An 18,081-nucleotide genomic window follows, 5' to 3' on the forward strand; every position below is an offset into this window, starting at 1 on the left:
TATGCGCTACATGATGACCTACGACCTTATGGAGTCCATGCGTAACACCAACCAATGGCTTGGTGCAACCGCAAGCGCGATGGCGTCCTACCCCCTGTTTTCCATGACACCTAACCCGGCGTTCAGCTGGATGGCCGCATGGGGTGAAGTCACCGAACGGACCTTCCAGCGAATGGTCGTCAAACCTGACTGGGGCATTCGAACCTTCACCTGCGAGGACGGCAAAGACCATCTGGTCGAGATTACGACCGTTCTGGAACGCCCCTTCGGCGATCTGGTTCATTTCCGTGTCAACGGCCGGGAAGAACAACCGCGCAAGGTCCTGCTGGTTGCGCCCATGTCCGGCCATTACGCCACGCTGCTGCGTTCGACTGTCAAAAGCCTGCTGGTCAATTGCGAAGTTTACATCACCGATTGGCATAATGCGCGCGATATTCCTGTGTCTGCCGGCAAGTTCGATGTCGAAGACTACACGCTCTACCTTGTAGATTTCATGAAGGAACTGGGGCCCGACACGCATGTCGTGGCGGTTTGTCAGCCGGCCCCGCTGACATTGGCAGCGACCGCCTATCTGGCCGAAGTCGAACCCAAGGCTCAACCCAGCACTCTGACACTGATTGGCGGGCCGGTGGACCCGGACGCGACTCCGACCGACGTCACCGACTTTGGACGACGTGTTACGATGGGTCAGCTGGAAGAAACCATGATTCAACGGGTCGGATTCAAGTACAAAGGTGTCGGGCGTATGGTCTATCCCGGCCTGCTGCAACTGGCGTCGTTCATGTCGATGAACGCCGATCGCCACTCCAAGGCGTTTTCCGATCAGATTCAGCGTGTTATCCGCAACGAAGCCTCGGACCTGGATGCCCATAACCGTTTCTATGACGAATATCTTGCGGTGATGGACATGACGGCCGAGTTCTATCTGTCAACTGTCGAACGCGTGTTCAAGAACCGCGAGATCGCACGAAACGAATTTGTTGTCGCCGGCCACAAGGTGGATATCGGCAAAATCACCGATGTTGCCGTGAAATCGGTCGAAGGTGCGAATGACGATATCTCGGCGCCCGGACAATGTATTGCTGCACTGGACCTGTGCACCGGTTTGCCAGACAGCAAAAAGGCCAGCCACGTAGAACCCGGCGCGGGCCACTATGGCATTTTCGCGGGCCGCAGCTGGCGCGATAACATTCGCCCGCTTGTGATTGATTTCATGAACGAAAACAGCCGCAAGAAACGTCGCCGCGCTGCGAACACCAACAAGGTAGCCTGATGAACATGGGCGGGCCATTACATGGTGGCCTCGCCTTTTCCTGCTGTTGCGGCCAGTTGAAGGGTCAAATCTCGGACCGGGGCGTTCGGCTTGGAACCCATGTCGAGTGTTTTTGTCATGACTGCCGTGCGGCGCAACTGTATTTCGGGCAGCCCGACCCGGCGCCCGGCCCGGTGGACATTTTCCAGATGGCACCGGATGAAATCGAAATCACCGCCGGGAGCCAATTCCTTTCGGCCATGAAACTCAGCCCAAATGGTATGCTGCGATGGTATGCCAGCTGCTGCAACGCCCCGCTGGCGACAACGCCACAGACTGCACGTTTGCCCTTTGCAGGGTTTATCGTCGGCAGGATTACCGGTGATGTTTCCGCATTGGGGCCGGTGACGACCCGGGGGTTTGTCCCTCGACCCGATGGAAAACAAAAACACGAAAAGGTAAGGTTTGCGGCGTTTGGCCTTTTGCGCCGCGCCCTGCAATCGCGCCTGTCAGGACGCTGGAAGAATACGCCGTTTTTCGACCCTAAGACCGGCAAGCCCGCGGTCGTACCGAAAGTCATTTCGAAAGACGAACGGGCGGCGCTTTACCCCTAGACACACCTTTGCGGGATGTTCAGCCAGGTTTCCAAGGCTTTGTTCACGGCATCGGGCGCTTCAAGCGGCAGAAGATGTCCGGCATTTTCGACGACCTCCAACGCTGCCTCCGGTATCAGGTCTGACATGAAAGAATGCCGTCTGACCGGGGTTAGCGTGTCATGGGCGCCGCACATGATCAAAGTGGGAACCTTGATGCGGCGCAACGTTCCCTGTTGGTCGGGCCGGCGCTGCAAGGCACGCATTTGACGCACGAATGCCTCGCCGCCCATGTCATTCGCCATTGTCAAAAGATCATTCAGAATTGGGATTCGCCTGGGCCCCGGTGCCAATGTATCGGTGCCGACCAGTTGGCGCATGACCTCTTCCAGCCGCCCACCCAGGGCACCAATGATCAGGTCCTCGCGACTGGCCGCGATCTGAGGTGTATCGGCCTGAGCGTCCGTCGACATCAGGCACAGGCGCGACACCCGTTCCGGTGCCCGCCGGATCAACTCCAACGCCACCACACCGCCCATGCTCAGGCCGACCAGGGCAAACCGATGGGGAAGCTGATCCAACAGCCCCGAGGCGATCTCTTCAATGCGCTCGCCTCCGGAAACAGGTGCAACAGTGACAGGCCGTGACCGTGACAACACCTCGATCTGAGGTCGAAACAGCCGGGCATCACACATCAACCCAGGCAACAACACCAGCGGCTCGATCACGCGGGGGTCTCCATCTGCTCGGTTTTCCGAGTCCTTCCAGTTGTTGTCAGGATGAGAGTTTTGCCAAAGCCGGGCAAGGAAAACTTCACGGGTAGGCGATGGCCCGAAACGCCGGGAAATCGGCGTAACGGGATTGCCGGGCCGCAAGGTCTTCACCGGGCTCAGCGCGGGGCCTCAACAGACACCCACGCGGAGCAATATAGCTGTCGATCCGGCGTTGCGGCCTGGGCCGCCACACAAGGTTGAACGCACAGAGCTTGGGAAAGAACCAGATTTCGGAATACTCCAGATAATCGTGCATCCACCACGCCAGATCCCGCCAGTCCCTGCCCTGCGCATATTGATCCGCGAACCACGGGATGACGATGGATGCCCCGGCGATCCGCGCATCCCCTTCCCCGCGATCCCAGATGTGGCATTCCAGCGGGTGATCGTTTCGGGCGCAGTTCAGCTTGTTTTCATTGCCAAACCGGTTCAAGGACGATGAACGATAACCCGACCTGACCGCGACCCGGCCAAATGTCTCCTCCAAAGGGTCAAGAAGAGTTTCGCAAAAGGCGCGGCCTGTTTCGATCGCCAGATCCGGGTTGTCCGGAATATTCTGCTTTTGGTGGAAGTTGCCGATTTCCGAATACAGAAAATCGCGCATGAAGAAGTGCCGGGACAAGCGGACACGACCCAAGGTCTCAAGGCTCCACATACTGCCCGGCTTACGCATCTTGCATCCTTTTTTCCGATCAGGGTTTATTCCACCCCCAAGCCCTTGAGCCACTCCAGAATACCAGCAACGGTGGCATCGGTTTGACCCGGCGACATCAACCGCCCCGCGATAACATGTGAAGACGGATCGTCACCCGGCCCCATCGTCACCAGCCTGACCGTTGCCGGAGCGCCCCAGGCCTCGGCAACCTTGTGCGTCCGGTCCGGCCGCACAACCTGATCATCATCCGAAAACCAGAACAAGGCGGGTATTAGGGCGTCAGAGAAATCCAGCGCATAGACCGTATCCACCAGCACGGACATCGGCACGACGGCTTCCCACGGGTAGACCGACGTCCAGTACCTGTTCTTCTCGGGGTCCGGCCCTGACACATCGCGTTCTTGCCCCATGAGAACGGGCAACCAACTTCTGGCCCAAGGCAACGAAGGCACCCACGCCGCGACGGTATTCACACCAAAGTTCGGCGAGACAAAAACCATGCCGACCACATCCTGGCTGAGGTCGGCATCCAACGCAGCGGCCGCCGCCAGCGTTCCTCCGGTCGAGGTGGAAATGACGATCACCTTTTCCCCGACCGCACGCGCCGCTGCCAGCCCTTCGGCGGTGTCCTGCATCCAGCCCGAGGCCGTACCCTCGGCCATCGCCGGCCCATCCCGACCGTGACCCTGCAACCGCGTGTAGACCAGATTGGCGCCCAAAGCGTCAGCCACCAGATCAGGAACAGGGCGGATTTCCTCGGAACTTGCTGAAAAACCGTGGATGTACAGAACAGAATACGGCGTGCGCTGTTCCTTGAACCCCTCCTGCCAGATCACGCGCTTTTCGACACCCGGAACGATGTCATCATAGGCAGACTCGGTGCTTTCAAAAAAAACCTGAACACCTTCACCAAATTTCCGAGGATCAAAGGTCGGGTGCAGGTTCACTTCCTCGCGCGGGCCGAACCAGTAGACCAGGCCGCCAAGAACAACCAGCGCCAGAAGAGCGCGCCCCAGAAACCAACCAAAGCGCCGCATCAGGCTTCTCCCAACACATCAAGAACCGCGGTCTCGATCAAACCCAGGCACATCTCGTCCGAGAAGCGATGATCAGCCCCCTTGACCAACAACAGCCGCATGTCAGGACCCGCAGCATGTTCCAGCAGCCGCACGGCTGTTTCGGTCGAAACCGCCGTGTCTGTGGTACCTTGCAGGAAACGAACCGGGAACGGCAGATCCAGAGCGTCCCGCAGAACCAAATTCTGGCGTCCGTCTTCGATCATGCGCTTGGTGATGATATAGGGTTCCATATAGTCGGACGGCAGCTCGACATGGCCGACAGAGTCCAGCGCAGCTTTTTGTTCGTCGCTGAACGAAGCCCAGTACCCGTCCTCGGTGAAATCCGGCGCGGCGGCGATTGTGACCATGCCCGCAATTCGCTCGGGCATGACCTTGGCCAGCAGCAATGCCTGCCATCCTCCCATTGATGAGCCAACCACGATCAAAGGTCCGTCCGTCAATGCCTTTACCGCAGCCAATGTGTCCTGATGCCAGTCACCGATACAGCCCTCGGTGAACGCGCCCGAGCTTTCCCCGTGGCCGGAATAATCGAACCGCAAGAACGATTGCCCACGCGCCTGTGCCCAGGCTTCCAGATGCACGGCCTTGGTGCCTTCCATGTCCGATTTGAGCCCGCCCAGAAAAACGATGGTCGGTCCTGCCCCTTCGGTCTTGTGATAAGCCAGTCGCCGCCCCTGCGGCGTCTCCAGAAAATCCGTCGCTGCCATGAAACCCTCTTTCCTTTTCCAGCATCATGCACGCCCCACCCCCGAGTGCAATTCCGCCCACTTCATCTTTTTCCAATTACTCCGGGGAGCGCGAGAGGCTGGCCCCTCGCCCCACTCTTGACACAGGCCCATCCACCTGCCACATGGGCCGAACACACATAACCCGCAACCGGGCGTTCAGTGGGCGCCAAACCGACGAGGAGAGCCGATATGGCCCTGGATTCTCAATCCGTCTCTCTTACCTTTCCCGATGGCAATGCACGCACCTTCGCCGCAGGCGTCACGCCCGCGCAGGTGGCTGCCGACATCTCAACCTCGCTGGCCAAAAAGGCCATCTCGGCCACCGTTGACGGCCAGCACTGGGACCTGCAATGGCCCATCGAATCCGACGCACAGATCGCCATCCACACTATGAAGGATGAGGCCCAGGCCAATGAGCTGATCCGCCACGATCTGGCCCATATCATGGCGCGCGCGGTTCAGGAGATCTGGCCCGCCACCAAGGTCACCATCGGCCCCGTCATCGAAAACGGCTGGTATTATGACTTCGACCGCGAAGAGCCGTTCACGCCCGAAGATCTCGGCCTCATCGAGAAAAAGATGAAAGAGATCATAAACAAGCGTGATCCCGTCACCACCGAGGTCTGGGACCGCGAGCGCGCGATCGAGTTCTACAAGGCCAATAACGAGCCCTACAAGGTCGAGCTGATCGAGGCTATTCCCGGCGACGAGCCGCTGCGCATGTACTGGCACGGCCATTGGCAGGATCTTTGCCGAGGTCCGCACCTGCAACATACCGGGCAGGTTCCGGGGGATGCGTTCAAGCTGATGTCCATCGCGGGTGCCTATTGGCGCGGCGACAGCGATCGCGCGATGTTGCAGCGCATCTACGGCGTGGCCTTTACCGGCAAGGAAAAGTTGAAAGCCTACCTGCATATGCTGGAAGAAGCCGCCAAACGCGACCACCGCAAGCTGGGCCGCGAGATGGACCTGTTCCACATGCAGGAGGAAGCGCCCGGTCAGATCTTCTGGCATCCCAACGGCTGGACCATCTACACCCTGCTGCAGGACTACATGCGCCGACAGCAGCGCAAGGGCGGTTATGTCGAGGTGAACACGCCGCAGGTCGTTGACCGCAAGCTGTGGGAACGGTCCGGCCACTGGGACAAGTATCAGGAGAATATGTTCATCGTCGAAGTGGACGAAGAACATGCCCGCGAGAAAGCCGTTAACGCGCTCAAGCCGATGAACTGCCCCTGCCATGTTGAAATCTTCAAACAGGGCCTGAAATCCTATCGCGATCTGCCGTTGCGTATGGCCGAATTCGGGTCGTGCAACCGGTACGAACCCTCGGGCGCATTGCACGGCATCATGCGCGTGCGCGGTTTTACGCAAGACGACGCCCACATCTTTTCGACCGAGGAACAGATCGAGGCCGAAACCGCCGAGTTCATCCGTTTCCTCAGCGTGATCTACAAGGATCTGGGATTCGAAAAGTTTGCGGTGAAATTCTCGGACCGTCCTGAAACGCGGGCTGGTTCAGATGAGGTCTGGGACAAGGCAGAATCCGCCCTGCTCTCTGCAACCCGAGCAGCCGGGATCGAACCCGAACTGAACCCGGGTGAAGGCGCCTTCTACGGTCCAAAGCTGGAGTTCGTCCTGACAGATGCCATCGGTCGCGACTGGCAGTGCGGCACCTTCCAGGTGGACTTCGTTCTGCCTGAACGCCTGGACGCCACCTATATTGGCGCCGACGGCGGCAAACACCGCCCCGTCATGCTGCACCGCGCGACGCTGGGATCCTTCGAACGGTTCATCGGTATCCTGATCGAAGAACACGCGGGCAAACTGCCGTTCTGGCTGGCCCCGCGTCAGGTCGTCGTGGCCTCGATCACCTCCGAAGCGGATGAGTATGTTCTGGAAGTGGTTGAAACGCTCAAAGCTGCGGGTGTCCGCGCCGAGGCGGATATCCGCAACGAGAAGATCAACTACAAGGTCCGCGAGCATTCGGTCGGCAAGGTGCCGGTCATTCTGGCCGTCGGCCACCGCGAGGTTGAAGAGCGCACCGTCAGCGTCCGACGTCTGGGTGAAAAACAGACGCAGGTTCAACCGCTTGACGTTGTAACAAACGAGCTGTCGCAGGCAGCCACCCCACCGGATTTGCTGTAACAATCGGCAGCATATTGCTGGGAATCTGGCCCCCGAATTGGGGCCAGATTGAAACAATTCACTCTTTCTTCATCAAAAACAATGCTTTACGCTGCAAGAGGGCACGCCGCCCTTTGACGTGCTTGTGAGACACGGGCTCGTGAATTCAACTCTGTCTACCAAGCTACTACCTTTGTCATTGTCACAAGCAGACATACCCAGTCATCAAGAGGATTACCGAGATGTCGAACACAGCCAAGTCCCTGGTTATCGCAACCGCAGTCGCAGCCGCCGTATCGGGCGCCGCAACCACTGCATCCGCTCAGGCAAAGGAAAAATGCTATGGCGTATCGCTGGCCGGTCAGAACGACTGCGCCGCGGGCCCCGGCACCACCTGCGCGGGCACCTCGACCGTTGATTATCAGGGCAATGCATGGACCCTGGTTGACGCAGGCACCTGCGCGGATATCGAACTGCCCGCGCAGGCAGACGGCAGCCCGCGCAAAGGCTCGCTGGAAGCCCTGGATCGCGATCTGCCCGCATAAGAACGGCCTGACGAATTCAGGGGCGGGCACCATCGCCCGCCCCTTCCCTTTCGTGATCAAGGAACTGACCCATGCTGGATGATGCCCACCGGTCGAACCGTCTGCCCGCAGCGCCGGGCGTTGGTTACAAGCCGCAACACTTCGCTCAGATACTTGAACACGCACAGCCCGTCGCATGGTTGGAAATCCATGCCGAGAACTACATGGGCGACGGCGGGCGGCCTCTGGCGCAGCTGCGCCACCTTTCCGAACAATTTCCGATCTCGGTCCATGGCGTTGGCCTGTCCATCGGCGGCGAAGGCGCGCTGGACCCTGATCACCTGGCCCGGCTGAAACATCTGGTGGGCTGGCTGAATCCCGCCAGCTTTTCCGAGCACCTAGCCTGGTCCACACATGACACCCATTTCTACAACGACCTGCTGCCCCTGCCCTATACCGACGCAACACTGACGCGCGTTTGCGATCATATCGATCAGGTTCAGGACACCGTCGGACGGCAAATGCTGTTGGAAAATCCCTCAAGCTATTTGGCTTTTGAAGAAAGCACCTGGTCCGAGCCGGACTTTCTTCGCGAAATTGCACGTCGCACCGGAAGTGGCTTGTTGCTGGATGTCAATAACGTCTTTGTCTCTGCCACCAATCTGGATTTCTCTCCTCAGGGTTACATCGACGCCTATCCACTTGAAAAAGTTGAAGAAATTCACCTTGGGGGCCATGACGAGGAGGAAGACGATCACGGCCACCCGCTGCTGATCGACAGCCACGGGCGTGAAGTCGTCGATCCGGTCTGGGCGCTGTTGGATTACGTGCTGGAACGTACGGGGCCGAAACCCGTCCTGATCGAGTGGGATACCGACGTACCGGACTGGTCCATTTTGCGGGAAGAAGCCGTTCGCGCGCAGACCGCCCTGGAACGGATCCCGGCATGAGCGTTTCGCAATCCGAATTTCGCGCGGCCATGATGGATGCGTCAACCCCTGTCCCCGAAGGTTTGCTGGACGCCCAGGCGCAGCCAGCCGGTCGTCGGTTCAGCGTCTATCGCAACAATGTCGCCGTGTCCTTGACCGAAGCGATGCATCAGGCGTTCCCAGTCATCACCAAGTTGCTGGGGCCACAGAACATGGACGGGCTGGCCGGGATATTTCTGCGCCAGCACCCGCCATCATCACCGCTGATGATGTTCTACGGTGAAGCCTTTCCCGAATTTCTGGCCGAAATGCCGCAGCTTTCCCATCTTGGTTACCTGCCGGATGTGGCGCAGCTGGAACTTGCGTTGCGCAAGTCGTACCACGCCGCCGACAGCCAACCCGCCCCGGCAGACGCGCTGGCAGTAGACCCCGAACAGGTCATGCGAACCCGGCTGCGTTTTGCCCCGGCCATGCGGGTGGTACGCTCGGACTGGCCCATTCACGCGATCTGGCGTTTCAACACCGAAACCAACGCGCCGAAACCAGATGCGCGAGCTGAGGATGTTTTGATCACACGCCCGGAATTCGACCCGGTTGCCCAGTTGCTGCCAGCCGGCGGCGCCGATTGGATCGCTAATATGCAAGGCGGCGACACGATCGGCGAAGCATTTGAAAAAACCGCTGCGGCGCAACCGGAATTTGACCTTGGAACCACTCTGGCACTGCTTTTGCAGGGCGGTGCAATAACTTCTGTGACTATCGAAAGGCTGGAGACATGACTGCCCTGATCTCACTTCACAACAACGTTCTGGGAAAAGTGGACCTGGCGTCCAACTGGCTTACACCCACGCTGGCGCGACTGGTCTTTGTCGCGGTTCTTCTGGTCTATTACTGGAACTCGGCGATGCTGAAGATCGACGGCTCGATCTTTTCACCTTCGGCCGGTGCCTTCGGTCAGATTTTCCCCAAAGCAGCCGAAGCCGTCCTTTACGACGTATCCCAAATGACGCTCTTTCAACGGGTCGTCATTTTCTTTGGCACGGTTGCAGAATTCGTCCTGCCTGCGCTGCTGCTGGTCGGTCTGTTCACCCGCCTGGCGGCCTTGGGTATGATCGGTTTCATCTGGGTGCAGACCCTGGTCGATGTCATCGGCCATGGCGTGAAACTGGGCAGCCTGTTCGACGCGGCGCCATCCATTATGGATCAGCGCACGATGTGGACGTTCCTGATGCTGGTGATCGTGATCAACGGCGCGGGCCCCATCTCACTTGATCGGATCCTGCGCCTGAAGTGACCTAGAAATGCGCTTTGGGCTGGTCCGGTTTACCTGCTGCCAGCCCAAGCACCCCGGCAACCCCGGCAAACGCGATCGGGAACATGGTGAACACACCGAATCCAAATGCATAATACATCGCCCCCGCCGAAATCAGCAGCAGGATCCCCGCAACAAGAGCGCGCGCGGGCGCCATCGCGCCCCCGGCAATGGCCAACAAAGGCGCGATGATCGACACAGCCTGAATCAGGTCAGGGTTGTCTACCTGCCTCAGAACGCCGTCTATCTCGCCGACGTGATCGATGACGACCACCTTCGCATACCCGAAAAACCCGACGATCATCCCGATCAGCCCGGCAATCACGCCCAAGATCATGGCGGCATTACGCATTGAACGTCCTCACTGTTGCTTGCAGGCACATAAGCATTCCTTAAGAAATACCAAGCTGCGTGCGAGTTTCCGCGGTCCAGCCAAGAAACAGCTCTCCGTCTTTCTCGATCAACGGGCGCTTCATCAGGGTGGGATGCTGTTTCAAAAGCTCTAAAGGTGCTTTCGCGCGCTGGTTGTCATCCAATCCGCGCCATGTCGTTGACCTGGTGTTGAGCAAAGCCTCGCCGAAGCCAGCAAGAGCCTGCGACAGCACAGCATCCGGCACGCCATCACTGCGGACATCCACAAACTCTGCGTCTGGTAACGTTTTCAATGCTTTGCGACAGGTGTCACAGGTTTTCAATCCATAAAGGCGCATGTTTTTACTGCTCCTGCATTTGATTGCATTTTAGGCAAACTTGCCAGTTTCCGGCGGTTATTCTTGATTTTTTACTTCACCGTGCAATGTTGAAAAAGGCGAAACACACGAAACGGACTGTTCAGAAAGTGCCAAACAGTCTTTTTTTGTGGCGACGCTGACCACAGCCCCCACCAATTTGTGGGACAATGCGCAAGTAGAAGGAGACACGGGACATGCCAACCGGCACCGTGAAATGGTTCAATACCACTAAAGGTTATGGTTTTATTGCCCCTGATGAAGGGGGCAAAGATGTGTTTGTACATATCTCGGCCGTAGAACGGTCCGGCCTCACCGGACTCGCAGACAATCAGAAAGTCTCGTACGAGTTGCAGGACGGGCGCGACGGCCGACAAATGGCTGCGGAATTGAAGCCGTTGTAACGACATCCCCACTGATTGCGGGATGAATCCATTAAGGTTGGCGGCCAATTTCCGGCCGTCAACCACCCCCTACCGGGCCTGTTCCATTACCCGCGCGCGGATTGTTCATTTGCGCGGCGTCAATGGTGTATATCCGTTGCAGTGGTGTCGGATACCCCGGTTTCCCGCAACCAGATCCCAGCCCCGCCCGCAAACCGGATTTCCCAGGCTTTCATTGTGCGCTCGGGGCGACGCTGGCACGTTGCGACGCCCTTCGTTCCGGTTTCAGGTCATCGTGCATGCGTCGCAAAAGCCCACACTCTGCTTAGGCGATGGATCGCTTGGCATGACAATCCGAAAAAAATAGGCGCGCGGTAATTCGAATTCTATTTGCGAATGATCTCTTCGAACTCGCGCCACTCCCGAGCCGTCATGCCCGAGCTTTCCTGCGTGACGTCCTCACCCGCCAGCATGCGGCGCAGGCTTTCAACCATCTGAGCCGACAGGTTGACGGCCCCAAGACGGTAATCCTCGAAGGCTTTATAGGCAAAGGGCACCCAGTCGGCGACGATCTTGCACATCGTATCAGCGTAGACGCGGATCTCATATTGAGCATGAGGGTCAGCGCGCAGCCGCAGAAAATGGAACAGGTTGTGCAGGTCGACCTTCCAATACCACTGCGTATAGATGTTTGCGGGCAAGTTCATCCGGGCCAATTCTCGTGCCAGCCCCTGTTGCCCGTCCTGGCTGATCATCGACTCGTAATTGTCATAGCACCGGGCGCTGTCGGCCTTAAGGATGTCCAGAACACGCGCGGCCTCTTCACCTTCCAGAGCAGAACCACGGCCCTGATTGTTCACCTCTGATTGGGCGGCCACATGTTCGGGTGCGGGAATATAGAATTCACGATCCAGAATTGAATATCGCGCCGAGTATTCATTCACATTGGCCGTACGGTGCCGAATCCACTGCCGCGCCACGAAGACCGGCAGCTTTACATGCAGTTTGACCTCGCACATTTCGAAAGGGGTCGAATGCCAGTGCCGCATCAGGTACCGGATCAGACCTTCGTCATTCTGAACCGATTTGGTTCCTTTGCCGTAGGACACACGCGCGGCCTGACAGATGGCCGCATCATCGCCCATGTAATCAATCACGCGGACAAAGCCGTGATCCAGAACCTGATGCGCGGTGTACAGGTGATCTTCCATTCCCGCTGAAACGACGCGACGAGTGGGATGCGATTGCGCACGTTGCGCTTCGATCTCGGCCTGTTGGTCAGCGGACAGCGGCATCAGGTTTTCCTTTCTGGCAATGAGTCGCCCCCTACTATATCTCGCCAGCCGCAACATCGAAACCGCGATATATGCCGCAACCCACGCAAATTTCAATTCGCCAGACCCGGCGGTCTCGACACATTAGGTCGGCGCGCTAAGCTCAATGCAAACTGAGTCGAAAAGGATGGCCAAAATGGCGCTGACATATCTTCACACCATGGTCCGCGTGAAGGATCTGGAAAAATCCATGGCGTTTTACAAGCTTCTGGGCTTGAAGGAAACACGCCGCTATGACAGCGACGCCGGGCGGTTTTCACTGATTTTCATGGCCCCTCCGGGGCAGGAGGATGCGCCGATCGAGCTGACCTACAACTGGGACGGTGATGACGGCCTTCCCAGCGACAGCCGCCATTTCGGTCACCTCGCATATGGCGTCGACAACATCTACGAGGTTTGCCAGCACCTTCAGGATAATGGTGTCACGATCAATCGCCCTCCGCGTGATGGTCGCATGGCATTTGTACGCTCACCCGACAATATCTCGATCGAGCTTTTGCAAAACGGGGATGCTCTGGAGCCGAAGGAACCTTGGGCCAGCATGGAAAGCGTTGGCCACTGGTGATCCGGTGGGTCATAACGCTTGGGTTGGCCGTGCTGGCCAGCCCGATCAAGGCCGAGACGTGTCGTCTGGCCCTTGCATTGGCCATGGACATTTCAGTGTCGGTCGATGAGGCCGAGGACGTGCTGCAACGGCAGGGTTTGGCGGCTGCGCTGATCGCACCCGAAGTGCAGGAGGCTTTTTTCTCCTCTCCCATGCCGGTTGCTTTGGCTGTTTACGAATGGAGCGGTCGTTCCACCCAGCACGTCATTTTGAATTGGATGCTGATAGAAGATGTTGCCGACCTGCTTTTCGCCTCCGGTCAGATAAGTGCCTCTGTGAGATCAGATACCGGATCAGCGACCGCCATGGGCTATGCCCTGGCTTACGGGTCAACCTTGATGAACCAGGCACCCGACTGCTTGTTTCAAACGATTGACCTGTCCGGAGATGGTTCCAACAATGATGGCTACGGACCACGGATAGCCTATCGGCACTTCGCTTTTCAGAATGTGGTGGTCAATGGCCTCGTAATCAACGCGGCGGATTTTGAAGGCGAACTTTTTCTGATCCCGTTTTTTGAAAACAACGTCCTGCATGGTCCCGGTGCCTTTTTGGAGGTCGCTCAGGGGTTCGAAGATTTCGAACGGGCCATGCGGAAAAAGCTGAAACGGGAATTGAGCGGTTTGCAGATTGGTGCGCTTGATGAAGACCCGCAATAAATCCGCGCCTGAGTGCTGCTTTTGCGGGCCTGCTCTCTGGACCCGCATTTGAACAAGGCCGCCAGGCCTGTGCATCAGTGCAGGACGGATTTGGTTCTGCGCGACGCACAGCTGCGGTCAGTAGATGTATCGGATCTGGTCGGTCCAATATCGCTCCACCCGGCGCAGCGACGTGGTGATGTCTTCGATACCTTCCAACTCCAACACGCCTCTGCTTTGCAATCCTTCGGCGTGACGCGCAAACAGGTCGGACACGATATTGCGGATTTCCCTGCCTCGTGGAGTCAGACGCACGCGGACAGAGCGGCGGTCAATCTCGCATCTCTGGTGGTGCATATACCCCATCTCAACCAGCTTCTTGAGGTTGTAGCTGACATTGCTGCCCTGATAGTAGCCGCGGCTTTTCAGCTCACCCGCCGTCACTTCGTGATCGCCGATATTGAACAGCAGCAACGCCTGAACCGCGTTGATTTCCAGCACGCCGACGCGCTCGAATTCATCCTTGATGACGTCCAGCAGCAACCGGTGCAGCCGCTCCACCAGGGCCAGCGCCTCAAGATAGCTGGTCATGAACCCCTTGGCTCCCAGCCCGGAGACCTGCATTTCGATACTCATCCGACCCTCCGATTCAGTCGTGCTGTTTGAGACACGATGACCTGAAAGTCCGAAAAATCGGTTAAGCCGGTATTGTCTTATTTCTGAAAGGTCTGCGCGATGTTTGAAATCAAACTGGCAAACTGCGCCGGCGGCTGCACCTGACCTGTGACCCATTGATACAGGTCCTGATCGTTTTCGTGCAGCAGCGCGTCAAAGACATCCAGCCCGGCGGCATCCATATCGGCCAGGTTGCGATCGGCATAAGCGGAAAGGATGATGTCCATCTCTTTGATCCCGCGCCGCATGGATCGCATTTTCATTCGCTTGATGCGTACGTCCCGGGGTTCACTCAATTCTTCTGCTCCAGCATCAGACGCATTTTCTTTTCCAGTCGCGCCGCACGTTCAGCGCAAACCCGCATCTCTCCTCGGATGGCGCGCAGTTCGGCCACCGCGGTCGACAGTTCCATTCCACCTTCGCCCTCTTCCACCGGGGCATCCATGCCTTCGCCCTCACCGGTCAGCAGCCACATGATCGAGACATTGACCAGCCCCGCCATCATCGACAACCGGTTCGCACGCGGCTCGGACAGATCGTTTTCCCAATCGACAATCGTCGTCTTCTTGACGCCAAGGCGGCGCGCCAGCTCTGCCTGGGTCATTCCGGCCGCTTCGCGCGCGCCTGCCAAACGGTCCCCGAATGTCGCAGACTCAGGTCCATACCAGTCTTTTTCATCATTCATCGGGGTCTCCAATTCACTTTGTCCATACGGCTTGATCGTCATTCCGGCGCACCCTATGACAGTCGGGTTGAACATACAAACCGAGGCCATCCATGAGTTTCCTGTCTGCGACACTGTCACGCGTCAAACCATCGCCCACGATCGCCATGACAGCCAAGGCCGCCGAGTTGAAAGTTGCCGGGCGCGACGTGATCGGCCTGAGCGCGGGTGAGCCGGATTTCGACACCCCGCAAAACATCAAGGACGCCGCTGTTGCAGCGATTGCAGCCGGAAAAACCAAGTACACCGCACCGGACGGCATTCCGGAACTGAAGCAGGCGGTTTGCGCCAAGATGAAGCGCGATCATGGGCTTGACTACACGCCCGCGCAGATCTCGGTTGGAACGGGCGGCAAGCAGACGCTGTACAACGCCTTGATGGCAACAATGAATGATGGTGATGAGGTGATCATCCCCGCGCCATATTGGGTAAGCTACCCCGACATGGTTTTGCTGGCAGGTGGAAAGCCTGTTGTTGTTGAAACGACGCTGGCCAACAGCTTCAAGCTGACGGCAGAACAACTGGAAGCCGCCATCACCCCAAGGACAAAGTGGTTCATCTTCAACTCGCCCTCGAACCCGACAGGCGCAGGGTACAGCCGGGATGAGCTCAAGGCCCTTACCGATGTTCTGATGCGCCATCCGCATGTCTGGATCATGTCGGACGACATGTATGAACACCTGGCTTATGATGGGTTTGAATTCTGCACGCCTGCCGAGGTGGAACCCGGCCTGTATGACAGGACGCTCACCTGCAACGGTGTTTCGAAAGCCTACGCCATGACCGGCTGGCGCATCGGTTATGCGGCCGGTCCGGTCGAACTTATCTCGGCGATGCGCAAGATCCAGTCGCAATCCACCTCGAACCCCTGCTCGATAAGCCAGTGGGCGGCGGTGGAAGCGCTGAACGGAACACAGGATTTTCTGGCCCCGAACAATGAAACGTTCAAACGCCGCCGTGATCTGGTGGTGCGGATGTTGGACGAGATTGACGGCATAACCTGCCCGACACCCGAGGGCGCGTTTTATGTCTACCCCTCGATCGCCGGGCTGATTGGCAAAACAACACCCGCGGGAACCGTCATCGAAAACGATGAAGCCTTTGCCACGGCCCTACTGGAAGAGGCGGATGTCGCCGTCGTGTTTGGCGCGGCCTTCGGCCTGTCACCCAACTTCCGGGTCAGCTATGCGACGTCAGACGCAGCCCTGACCGAAGCCTGCGCTCGTATACAGCGCTTTTGTGCATCGCTGAGGTAAACATGTCTGCCGACCTGCCCGAATACTATTTTCGCATCCGTGAAAACGGGGCCGCGGTGTTTCGGATCGATACGGAAAACCGCCAGCGCCGGATCGAGATGGACCAGATCGCCGTCATCAACATCCGCAACGGTGAGGTCAAGCCACACGGGCAACGGGTTTTGTCCGAACGGGATCAGGCAGAGATCGCCCAATGGATGGACGAGCGCCGGGCCATATTGGCCCAGCGCGACATCGACGACATTCACCGCGCTGTCGACTATTTGAACCTGACAACGCAATGGGCGCAGTCCAAGGCAAGCGACGAACAGCTTGAGGATGTAACCGACAGATTGCTGATGGCGATGCACGATCTGCGCACGGTTCTGGTTCGGAAAAAAGCCGACCGGTTGAGCAAAGACTAGGCCGGTTCCGCCGGCGCCTGCATCTGCCGCACCGAATGCATCCAGAACCGGGCCATCAGCAGCACCGCCGCGAATGCCAGGCCAAGCACCAGCCCCAGCCAGACACCGATGCCGTCCATCTGACGGACGAAGCCGAAATAGTAGGACGCCGGAATTCCCACCACCCAATAGCTGAGCGCCGCCATAACCATCGGTATCTTGGCATCCTGCAAACCACGCAGCAGTCCCAGCGCAATCACCTGCGCCCCGTCGACCAGTTGGAACAGGGCAGCCATGGCCAGCAATCCTGTCCCGATAGCCAGAATTTGTCCGCGCTGCGGATCATCGGCCTCCATGAACAGGGAAATCAGCGGCTCGGCATATGTCAGGAACAGGATGACGGTCACGACGGACATGACCAGCGACATGCCTGTCACGGCAATCGCACCTTTCTCCAGATGCGCCTTGTCACGGCGGCCCAACGCGTTGCCGGCCCGGATGGTGGCCGCATTTGACAGCCCCAGATGCACCATGAATGTGGCCGACGCCAAATTCAGGGCGATCCCGTGCGCGGCCAGCGGGACCTGACCCAGCCAGCCCATCATCACGGCGGATGTTGCAAACAGCGACACCTCGGCCAGGGTTGTCAGGCCAATGGGCACGCCCAGTTTCCACACGCTGATGAACATTTCCCAATCCGGACGCCAGAAGCGCTGGAACAGGCTGTGTTCCGGCAAGGTCCGGACGACATAGACGACAACCGCGACCAGTGAAACGACCTGTGTCGCGATCGAAGCGATCGCAGCGCCCATCACACCCAGTTCCGGCGCGCCCCAGTTGCCAAAGATCAGCGCATAGTTGGTAAACCCGTTCACAACCGCCGCCGTAACCGTGATCCACAGCACGATCTGGGTTCGCTCCAGGGCCGCAAGGTAGGATTTCAACACCATAACGATGAGAGCCGGAAACAATCCCCAACCGGCAATGCGCAAATATTCCGACGCGGTTTCAGCGATATGCGGCTCTTGTTTCATGGCGATCAGGATCGGATAGGACCACCACAACAACGGCATGACCACCGCAGCGTATAGCAGTGACAACCACAGCCCCATGCGGGTCGAGCGGCGAATGCTGGTTTCGTCCCCTTCTGCCGCTGCGGTGGCAACCATCGGCATGACAGCCCAGCCAAACCCCGCACCAAACAAAAACAGAACGAAATAATAGCTGCTGGCCAGGGTAACCGCTGCCAGCGCCTCGACCCCGTACCAGCCCAGCATGACGGTGTCGGTCAGGCCGATGGCAAACTGCGCCAGATGGCCGCCGATCAACGGCAGGCCAAGCACGGCAATTGCCCGAAAGTGGGCCGGATATGTCATCACTTTTG

General features: G+C 58.2%; 23 protein-coding genes. 12 read left to right on the forward strand and 11 right to left on the reverse strand.

Features of this window, described 5'->3' with window-relative positions:
- The first annotated feature begins 1 nt into the window (after nt 1).
- Both phaZ and ACR3E6_RS15920 read left to right on the forward strand, forming a co-directional pair.
- Nucleotides 2-1,273, forward strand: coding sequence for a polyhydroxyalkanoate depolymerase (gene phaZ / locus ACR3E6_RS15915; protein ID WP_171631288.1), 1,272 nt, complete (start codon nt 2-4; stop codon nt 1,271-1,273).
- A gap of 5 nt (nt 1,274-1,278) precedes the next feature.
- On the forward strand, nt 1,279-1,866 hold the full coding sequence (locus ACR3E6_RS15920) for a DUF6151 family protein (RefSeq protein ID WP_480487989.1): 588 nt from the start codon (nt 1,279-1,281) through the stop codon (nt 1,864-1,866).
- Here ACR3E6_RS15920 and ACR3E6_RS15925 read toward each other — a convergent pair.
- From ACR3E6_RS15925 to ACR3E6_RS15940, 4 genes are all read right to left on the reverse strand, one after another.
- Nucleotides 1,863-2,573, reverse strand: coding sequence for an alpha/beta fold hydrolase (locus ACR3E6_RS15925; protein ID WP_480487991.1), 711 nt, complete (start codon nt 2,571-2,573; stop codon nt 1,863-1,865). The two genes, ACR3E6_RS15920 and ACR3E6_RS15925, sit on opposite strands and share 4 nt — an antisense overlap.
- A gap of 85 nt (nt 2,574-2,658) precedes the next feature.
- Nucleotides 2,659-3,273: a hypothetical protein gene (locus ACR3E6_RS15930; RefSeq protein WP_480488162.1), complete on the reverse strand. Its 615-nt coding sequence runs from the start codon at nt 3,271-3,273 to the stop codon at nt 2,659-2,661.
- A 44-nt stretch (nt 3,274-3,317) separates the two neighbouring features.
- Complete coding sequence (locus tag ACR3E6_RS15935; RefSeq protein WP_480487993.1) at nt 3,318-4,310, reverse strand: alpha/beta hydrolase; 993 nt, start codon at nt 4,308-4,310, stop codon at nt 3,318-3,320.
- A complete protein-coding gene (locus tag ACR3E6_RS15940; protein WP_171722994.1) occupies nt 4,310-5,059 on the reverse strand; it encodes an alpha/beta fold hydrolase in 750 nt (249 codons plus the stop codon). Before ACR3E6_RS15940 ends, ACR3E6_RS15935 begins: the two co-directional genes overlap by 1 nt.
- A gap of 210 nt (nt 5,060-5,269) precedes the next feature.
- Here ACR3E6_RS15940 and thrS point away from each other — a divergent pair, with 210 nt between their 5' ends.
- From thrS to ACR3E6_RS15965, 5 genes are all read left to right on the forward strand, one after another.
- On the forward strand, nt 5,270-7,228 hold the full coding sequence (gene thrS / locus ACR3E6_RS15945; protein ID WP_171631277.1) for a threonine--tRNA ligase: 1,959 nt from the start codon (nt 5,270-5,272) through the stop codon (nt 7,226-7,228).
- Nucleotides 7,229-7,449: 221 nt separating this feature from the next.
- Nucleotides 7,450-7,752 carry a BufA1 family periplasmic bufferin-type metallophore gene (locus ACR3E6_RS15950; protein ID WP_171631275.1) on the forward strand — a complete coding sequence of 101 codons (303 nt, stop codon included), beginning with the start codon at nt 7,450-7,452 and terminating at the stop codon, nt 7,750-7,752.
- A gap of 71 nt (nt 7,753-7,823) precedes the next feature.
- On the forward strand, nt 7,824-8,681 hold the full coding sequence (gene bufB, locus ACR3E6_RS15955) for an MNIO family bufferin maturase (RefSeq protein WP_480487996.1): 858 nt from the start codon (nt 7,824-7,826) through the stop codon (nt 8,679-8,681).
- Nucleotides 8,678-9,439 (forward strand): HvfC/BufC family peptide modification chaperone, encoded by a 762-nt coding sequence (locus ACR3E6_RS15960; protein ID WP_480487998.1) that lies wholly within the window; start codon nt 8,678-8,680, stop codon nt 9,437-9,439. Before bufB ends, ACR3E6_RS15960 begins: the two co-directional genes overlap by 4 nt.
- Nucleotides 9,436-9,954, forward strand: a complete 519-nt coding sequence (locus tag ACR3E6_RS15965) for a DoxX family protein (protein WP_480488000.1) — start codon at nt 9,436-9,438, stop codon at nt 9,952-9,954. Before ACR3E6_RS15960 ends, ACR3E6_RS15965 begins: the two co-directional genes overlap by 4 nt.
- A gap of 1 nt (nt 9,955) precedes the next feature.
- Here ACR3E6_RS15965 and ACR3E6_RS15970 read toward each other — a convergent pair whose 3' ends face one another.
- Nucleotides 9,956-10,324 (reverse strand): hypothetical protein, encoded by a 369-nt coding sequence (locus tag ACR3E6_RS15970; protein ID WP_171631266.1) that lies wholly within the window; start codon nt 10,322-10,324, stop codon nt 9,956-9,958.
- A 40-nt stretch (nt 10,325-10,364) separates the two neighbouring features.
- Nucleotides 10,365-10,682: an ArsC/Spx/MgsR family protein gene (locus ACR3E6_RS15975; protein ID WP_171631264.1), complete on the reverse strand. Its 318-nt coding sequence runs from the start codon at nt 10,680-10,682 to the stop codon at nt 10,365-10,367.
- Nucleotides 10,683-10,897: 215 nt separating this feature from the next.
- On the opposite strand from ACR3E6_RS15975, the gene ACR3E6_RS15980 reads away from it, so the two are divergent.
- Nucleotides 10,898-11,104 carry a cold-shock protein gene (locus tag ACR3E6_RS15980; protein ID WP_152458488.1) on the forward strand — a complete coding sequence of 69 codons (207 nt, stop codon included), beginning with the start codon at nt 10,898-10,900 and terminating at the stop codon, nt 11,102-11,104.
- A 365-nt stretch (nt 11,105-11,469) separates the two neighbouring features.
- Here ACR3E6_RS15980 and thyX read toward each other — a convergent pair whose 3' ends face one another.
- Nucleotides 11,470-12,378, reverse strand: coding sequence for an FAD-dependent thymidylate synthase (thyX, locus tag ACR3E6_RS15985; protein WP_152458489.1), 909 nt, complete (start codon nt 12,376-12,378; stop codon nt 11,470-11,472).
- 175 nt (nt 12,379-12,553) lie between these two features.
- Between thyX and ACR3E6_RS15990 the strand changes: the two genes are divergently transcribed.
- Together ACR3E6_RS15990 and ACR3E6_RS15995 are read left to right on the forward strand one after the other, a co-directional pair.
- On the forward strand, nt 12,554-12,982 hold the full coding sequence (locus ACR3E6_RS15990) for a VOC family protein (RefSeq protein WP_171631261.1): 429 nt from the start codon (nt 12,554-12,556) through the stop codon (nt 12,980-12,982).
- Entirely contained in the window at nt 12,979-13,680 is a 702-nt protein-coding gene (locus tag ACR3E6_RS15995) for a DUF1194 domain-containing protein (protein ID WP_209832655.1), read from the forward strand. The genes ACR3E6_RS15990 and ACR3E6_RS15995 overlap by 4 nt, the downstream gene beginning before the upstream one ends.
- Nucleotides 13,681-13,797: 117 nt before the next feature.
- Here ACR3E6_RS15995 and ACR3E6_RS16000 read toward each other — a convergent pair whose 3' ends face one another.
- The 3 genes from ACR3E6_RS16000 to ACR3E6_RS16010 form a co-directional block, all read right to left on the reverse strand.
- Nucleotides 13,798-14,295: a MarR family winged helix-turn-helix transcriptional regulator gene (locus ACR3E6_RS16000; protein ID WP_171231368.1), complete on the reverse strand. Its 498-nt coding sequence runs from the start codon at nt 14,293-14,295 to the stop codon at nt 13,798-13,800.
- Between the two features lie 77 nt (nt 14,296-14,372).
- The gene (locus tag ACR3E6_RS16005) at nt 14,373-14,597 is read right to left on the reverse strand and encodes a succinate dehydrogenase assembly factor 2 (protein ID WP_170344713.1); all 225 of its coding nucleotides are present in this window, start codon (nt 14,595-14,597) and stop codon (nt 14,373-14,375) included.
- Between the two features lie 29 nt (nt 14,598-14,626).
- Complete coding sequence (locus ACR3E6_RS16010) at nt 14,627-15,019, reverse strand: helix-turn-helix domain-containing protein (protein ID WP_152458492.1); 393 nt, start codon at nt 15,017-15,019, stop codon at nt 14,627-14,629.
- 92 nt (nt 15,020-15,111) lie between these two features.
- On the opposite strand from ACR3E6_RS16010, the gene ACR3E6_RS16015 reads away from it, so the two are divergent.
- Nucleotides 15,112-16,314 (forward strand): pyridoxal phosphate-dependent aminotransferase, encoded by a 1,203-nt coding sequence (locus ACR3E6_RS16015; protein ID WP_480488004.1) that lies wholly within the window; start codon nt 15,112-15,114, stop codon nt 16,312-16,314.
- A 2-nt stretch (nt 16,315-16,316) separates the two neighbouring features.
- On the forward strand, nt 16,317-16,718 hold the full coding sequence (locus ACR3E6_RS16020; protein WP_171631253.1) for a hypothetical protein: 402 nt from the start codon (nt 16,317-16,319) through the stop codon (nt 16,716-16,718).
- Here the strand turns inward: ACR3E6_RS16020 and ACR3E6_RS16025 are convergent.
- Nucleotides 16,715-18,073, reverse strand: a complete 1,359-nt coding sequence (locus ACR3E6_RS16025) for an MATE family efflux transporter (protein ID WP_348539499.1) — start codon at nt 18,071-18,073, stop codon at nt 16,715-16,717. The genes ACR3E6_RS16020 and ACR3E6_RS16025 overlap by 4 nt on opposite strands.
- Nucleotides 18,074-18,081: the final 8 nt, after the last annotated feature.

It is taken from the genome of Ruegeria sp. AL3, from assembly GCF_056536065.1.

Bases quoted from the DNA above. Each gene is read 5' to 3' on its own strand.
- phaZ (WP_171631288.1), top strand. From the start codon at position 2: ATGCGCTACATGATGACCTACGACCTTATGGAGTCCATGCGTAACACC.
- ACR3E6_RS15920 (WP_480487989.1), top strand. From the start codon at position 1,279: ATGGGCGGGCCATTACATGGTGGCCTCGCCTTTTCCTGCTGTTGCGGC.
- ACR3E6_RS15930 (WP_480488162.1), bottom strand. From the start codon at position 3,273: ATGTGGAGCCTTGAGACCTTGGGTCGTGTCCGCTTGTCCCGGCACTTC.
- ACR3E6_RS15935 (WP_480487993.1), bottom strand. From the start codon at position 4,310: ATGCGGCGCTTTGGTTGGTTTCTGGGGCGCGCTCTTCTGGCGCTGGTT.
- ACR3E6_RS15940 (WP_171722994.1), bottom strand. From the start codon at position 5,059: ATGGCAGCGACGGATTTTCTGGAGACGCCGCAGGGGCGGCGACTGGCT.
- thrS (WP_171631277.1), top strand. From the start codon at position 5,270: ATGGCCCTGGATTCTCAATCCGTCTCTCTTACCTTTCCCGATGGCAAT.
- ACR3E6_RS15950 (WP_171631275.1), top strand. From the start codon at position 7,450: ATGTCGAACACAGCCAAGTCCCTGGTTATCGCAACCGCAGTCGCAGCC.
- bufB (WP_480487996.1), top strand. From the start codon at position 7,824: ATGCTGGATGATGCCCACCGGTCGAACCGTCTGCCCGCAGCGCCGGGC.
- ACR3E6_RS15960 (WP_480487998.1), top strand. From the start codon at position 8,678: ATGAGCGTTTCGCAATCCGAATTTCGCGCGGCCATGATGGATGCGTCA.
- ACR3E6_RS15965 (WP_480488000.1), top strand. From the start codon at position 9,436: ATGACTGCCCTGATCTCACTTCACAACAACGTTCTGGGAAAAGTGGAC.
- ACR3E6_RS15970 (WP_171631266.1), bottom strand. From the start codon at position 10,324: ATGCGTAATGCCGCCATGATCTTGGGCGTGATTGCCGGGCTGATCGGG.
- ACR3E6_RS15975 (WP_171631264.1), bottom strand. From the start codon at position 10,682: ATGCGCCTTTATGGATTGAAAACCTGTGACACCTGTCGCAAAGCATTG.
- ACR3E6_RS15980 (WP_152458488.1), top strand. From the start codon at position 10,898: ATGCCAACCGGCACCGTGAAATGGTTCAATACCACTAAAGGTTATGGT.
- thyX (WP_152458489.1), bottom strand. From the start codon at position 12,378: ATGCCGCTGTCCGCTGACCAACAGGCCGAGATCGAAGCGCAACGTGCG.
- ACR3E6_RS15990 (WP_171631261.1), top strand. From the start codon at position 12,554: ATGGCGCTGACATATCTTCACACCATGGTCCGCGTGAAGGATCTGGAA.
- ACR3E6_RS16000 (WP_171231368.1), bottom strand. From the start codon at position 14,295: ATGAGTATCGAAATGCAGGTCTCCGGGCTGGGAGCCAAGGGGTTCATG.
- ACR3E6_RS16005 (WP_170344713.1), bottom strand. From the start codon at position 14,597: ATGAAAATGCGATCCATGCGGCGCGGGATCAAAGAGATGGACATCATC.
- ACR3E6_RS16010 (WP_152458492.1), bottom strand. From the start codon at position 15,019: ATGAATGATGAAAAAGACTGGTATGGACCTGAGTCTGCGACATTCGGG.
- ACR3E6_RS16015 (WP_480488004.1), top strand. From the start codon at position 15,112: ATGAGTTTCCTGTCTGCGACACTGTCACGCGTCAAACCATCGCCCACG.
- ACR3E6_RS16020 (WP_171631253.1), top strand. From the start codon at position 16,317: ATGTCTGCCGACCTGCCCGAATACTATTTTCGCATCCGTGAAAACGGG.
- ACR3E6_RS16025 (WP_348539499.1), bottom strand. From the start codon at position 18,073: ATGACATATCCGGCCCACTTTCGGGCAATTGCCGTGCTTGGCCTGCCG.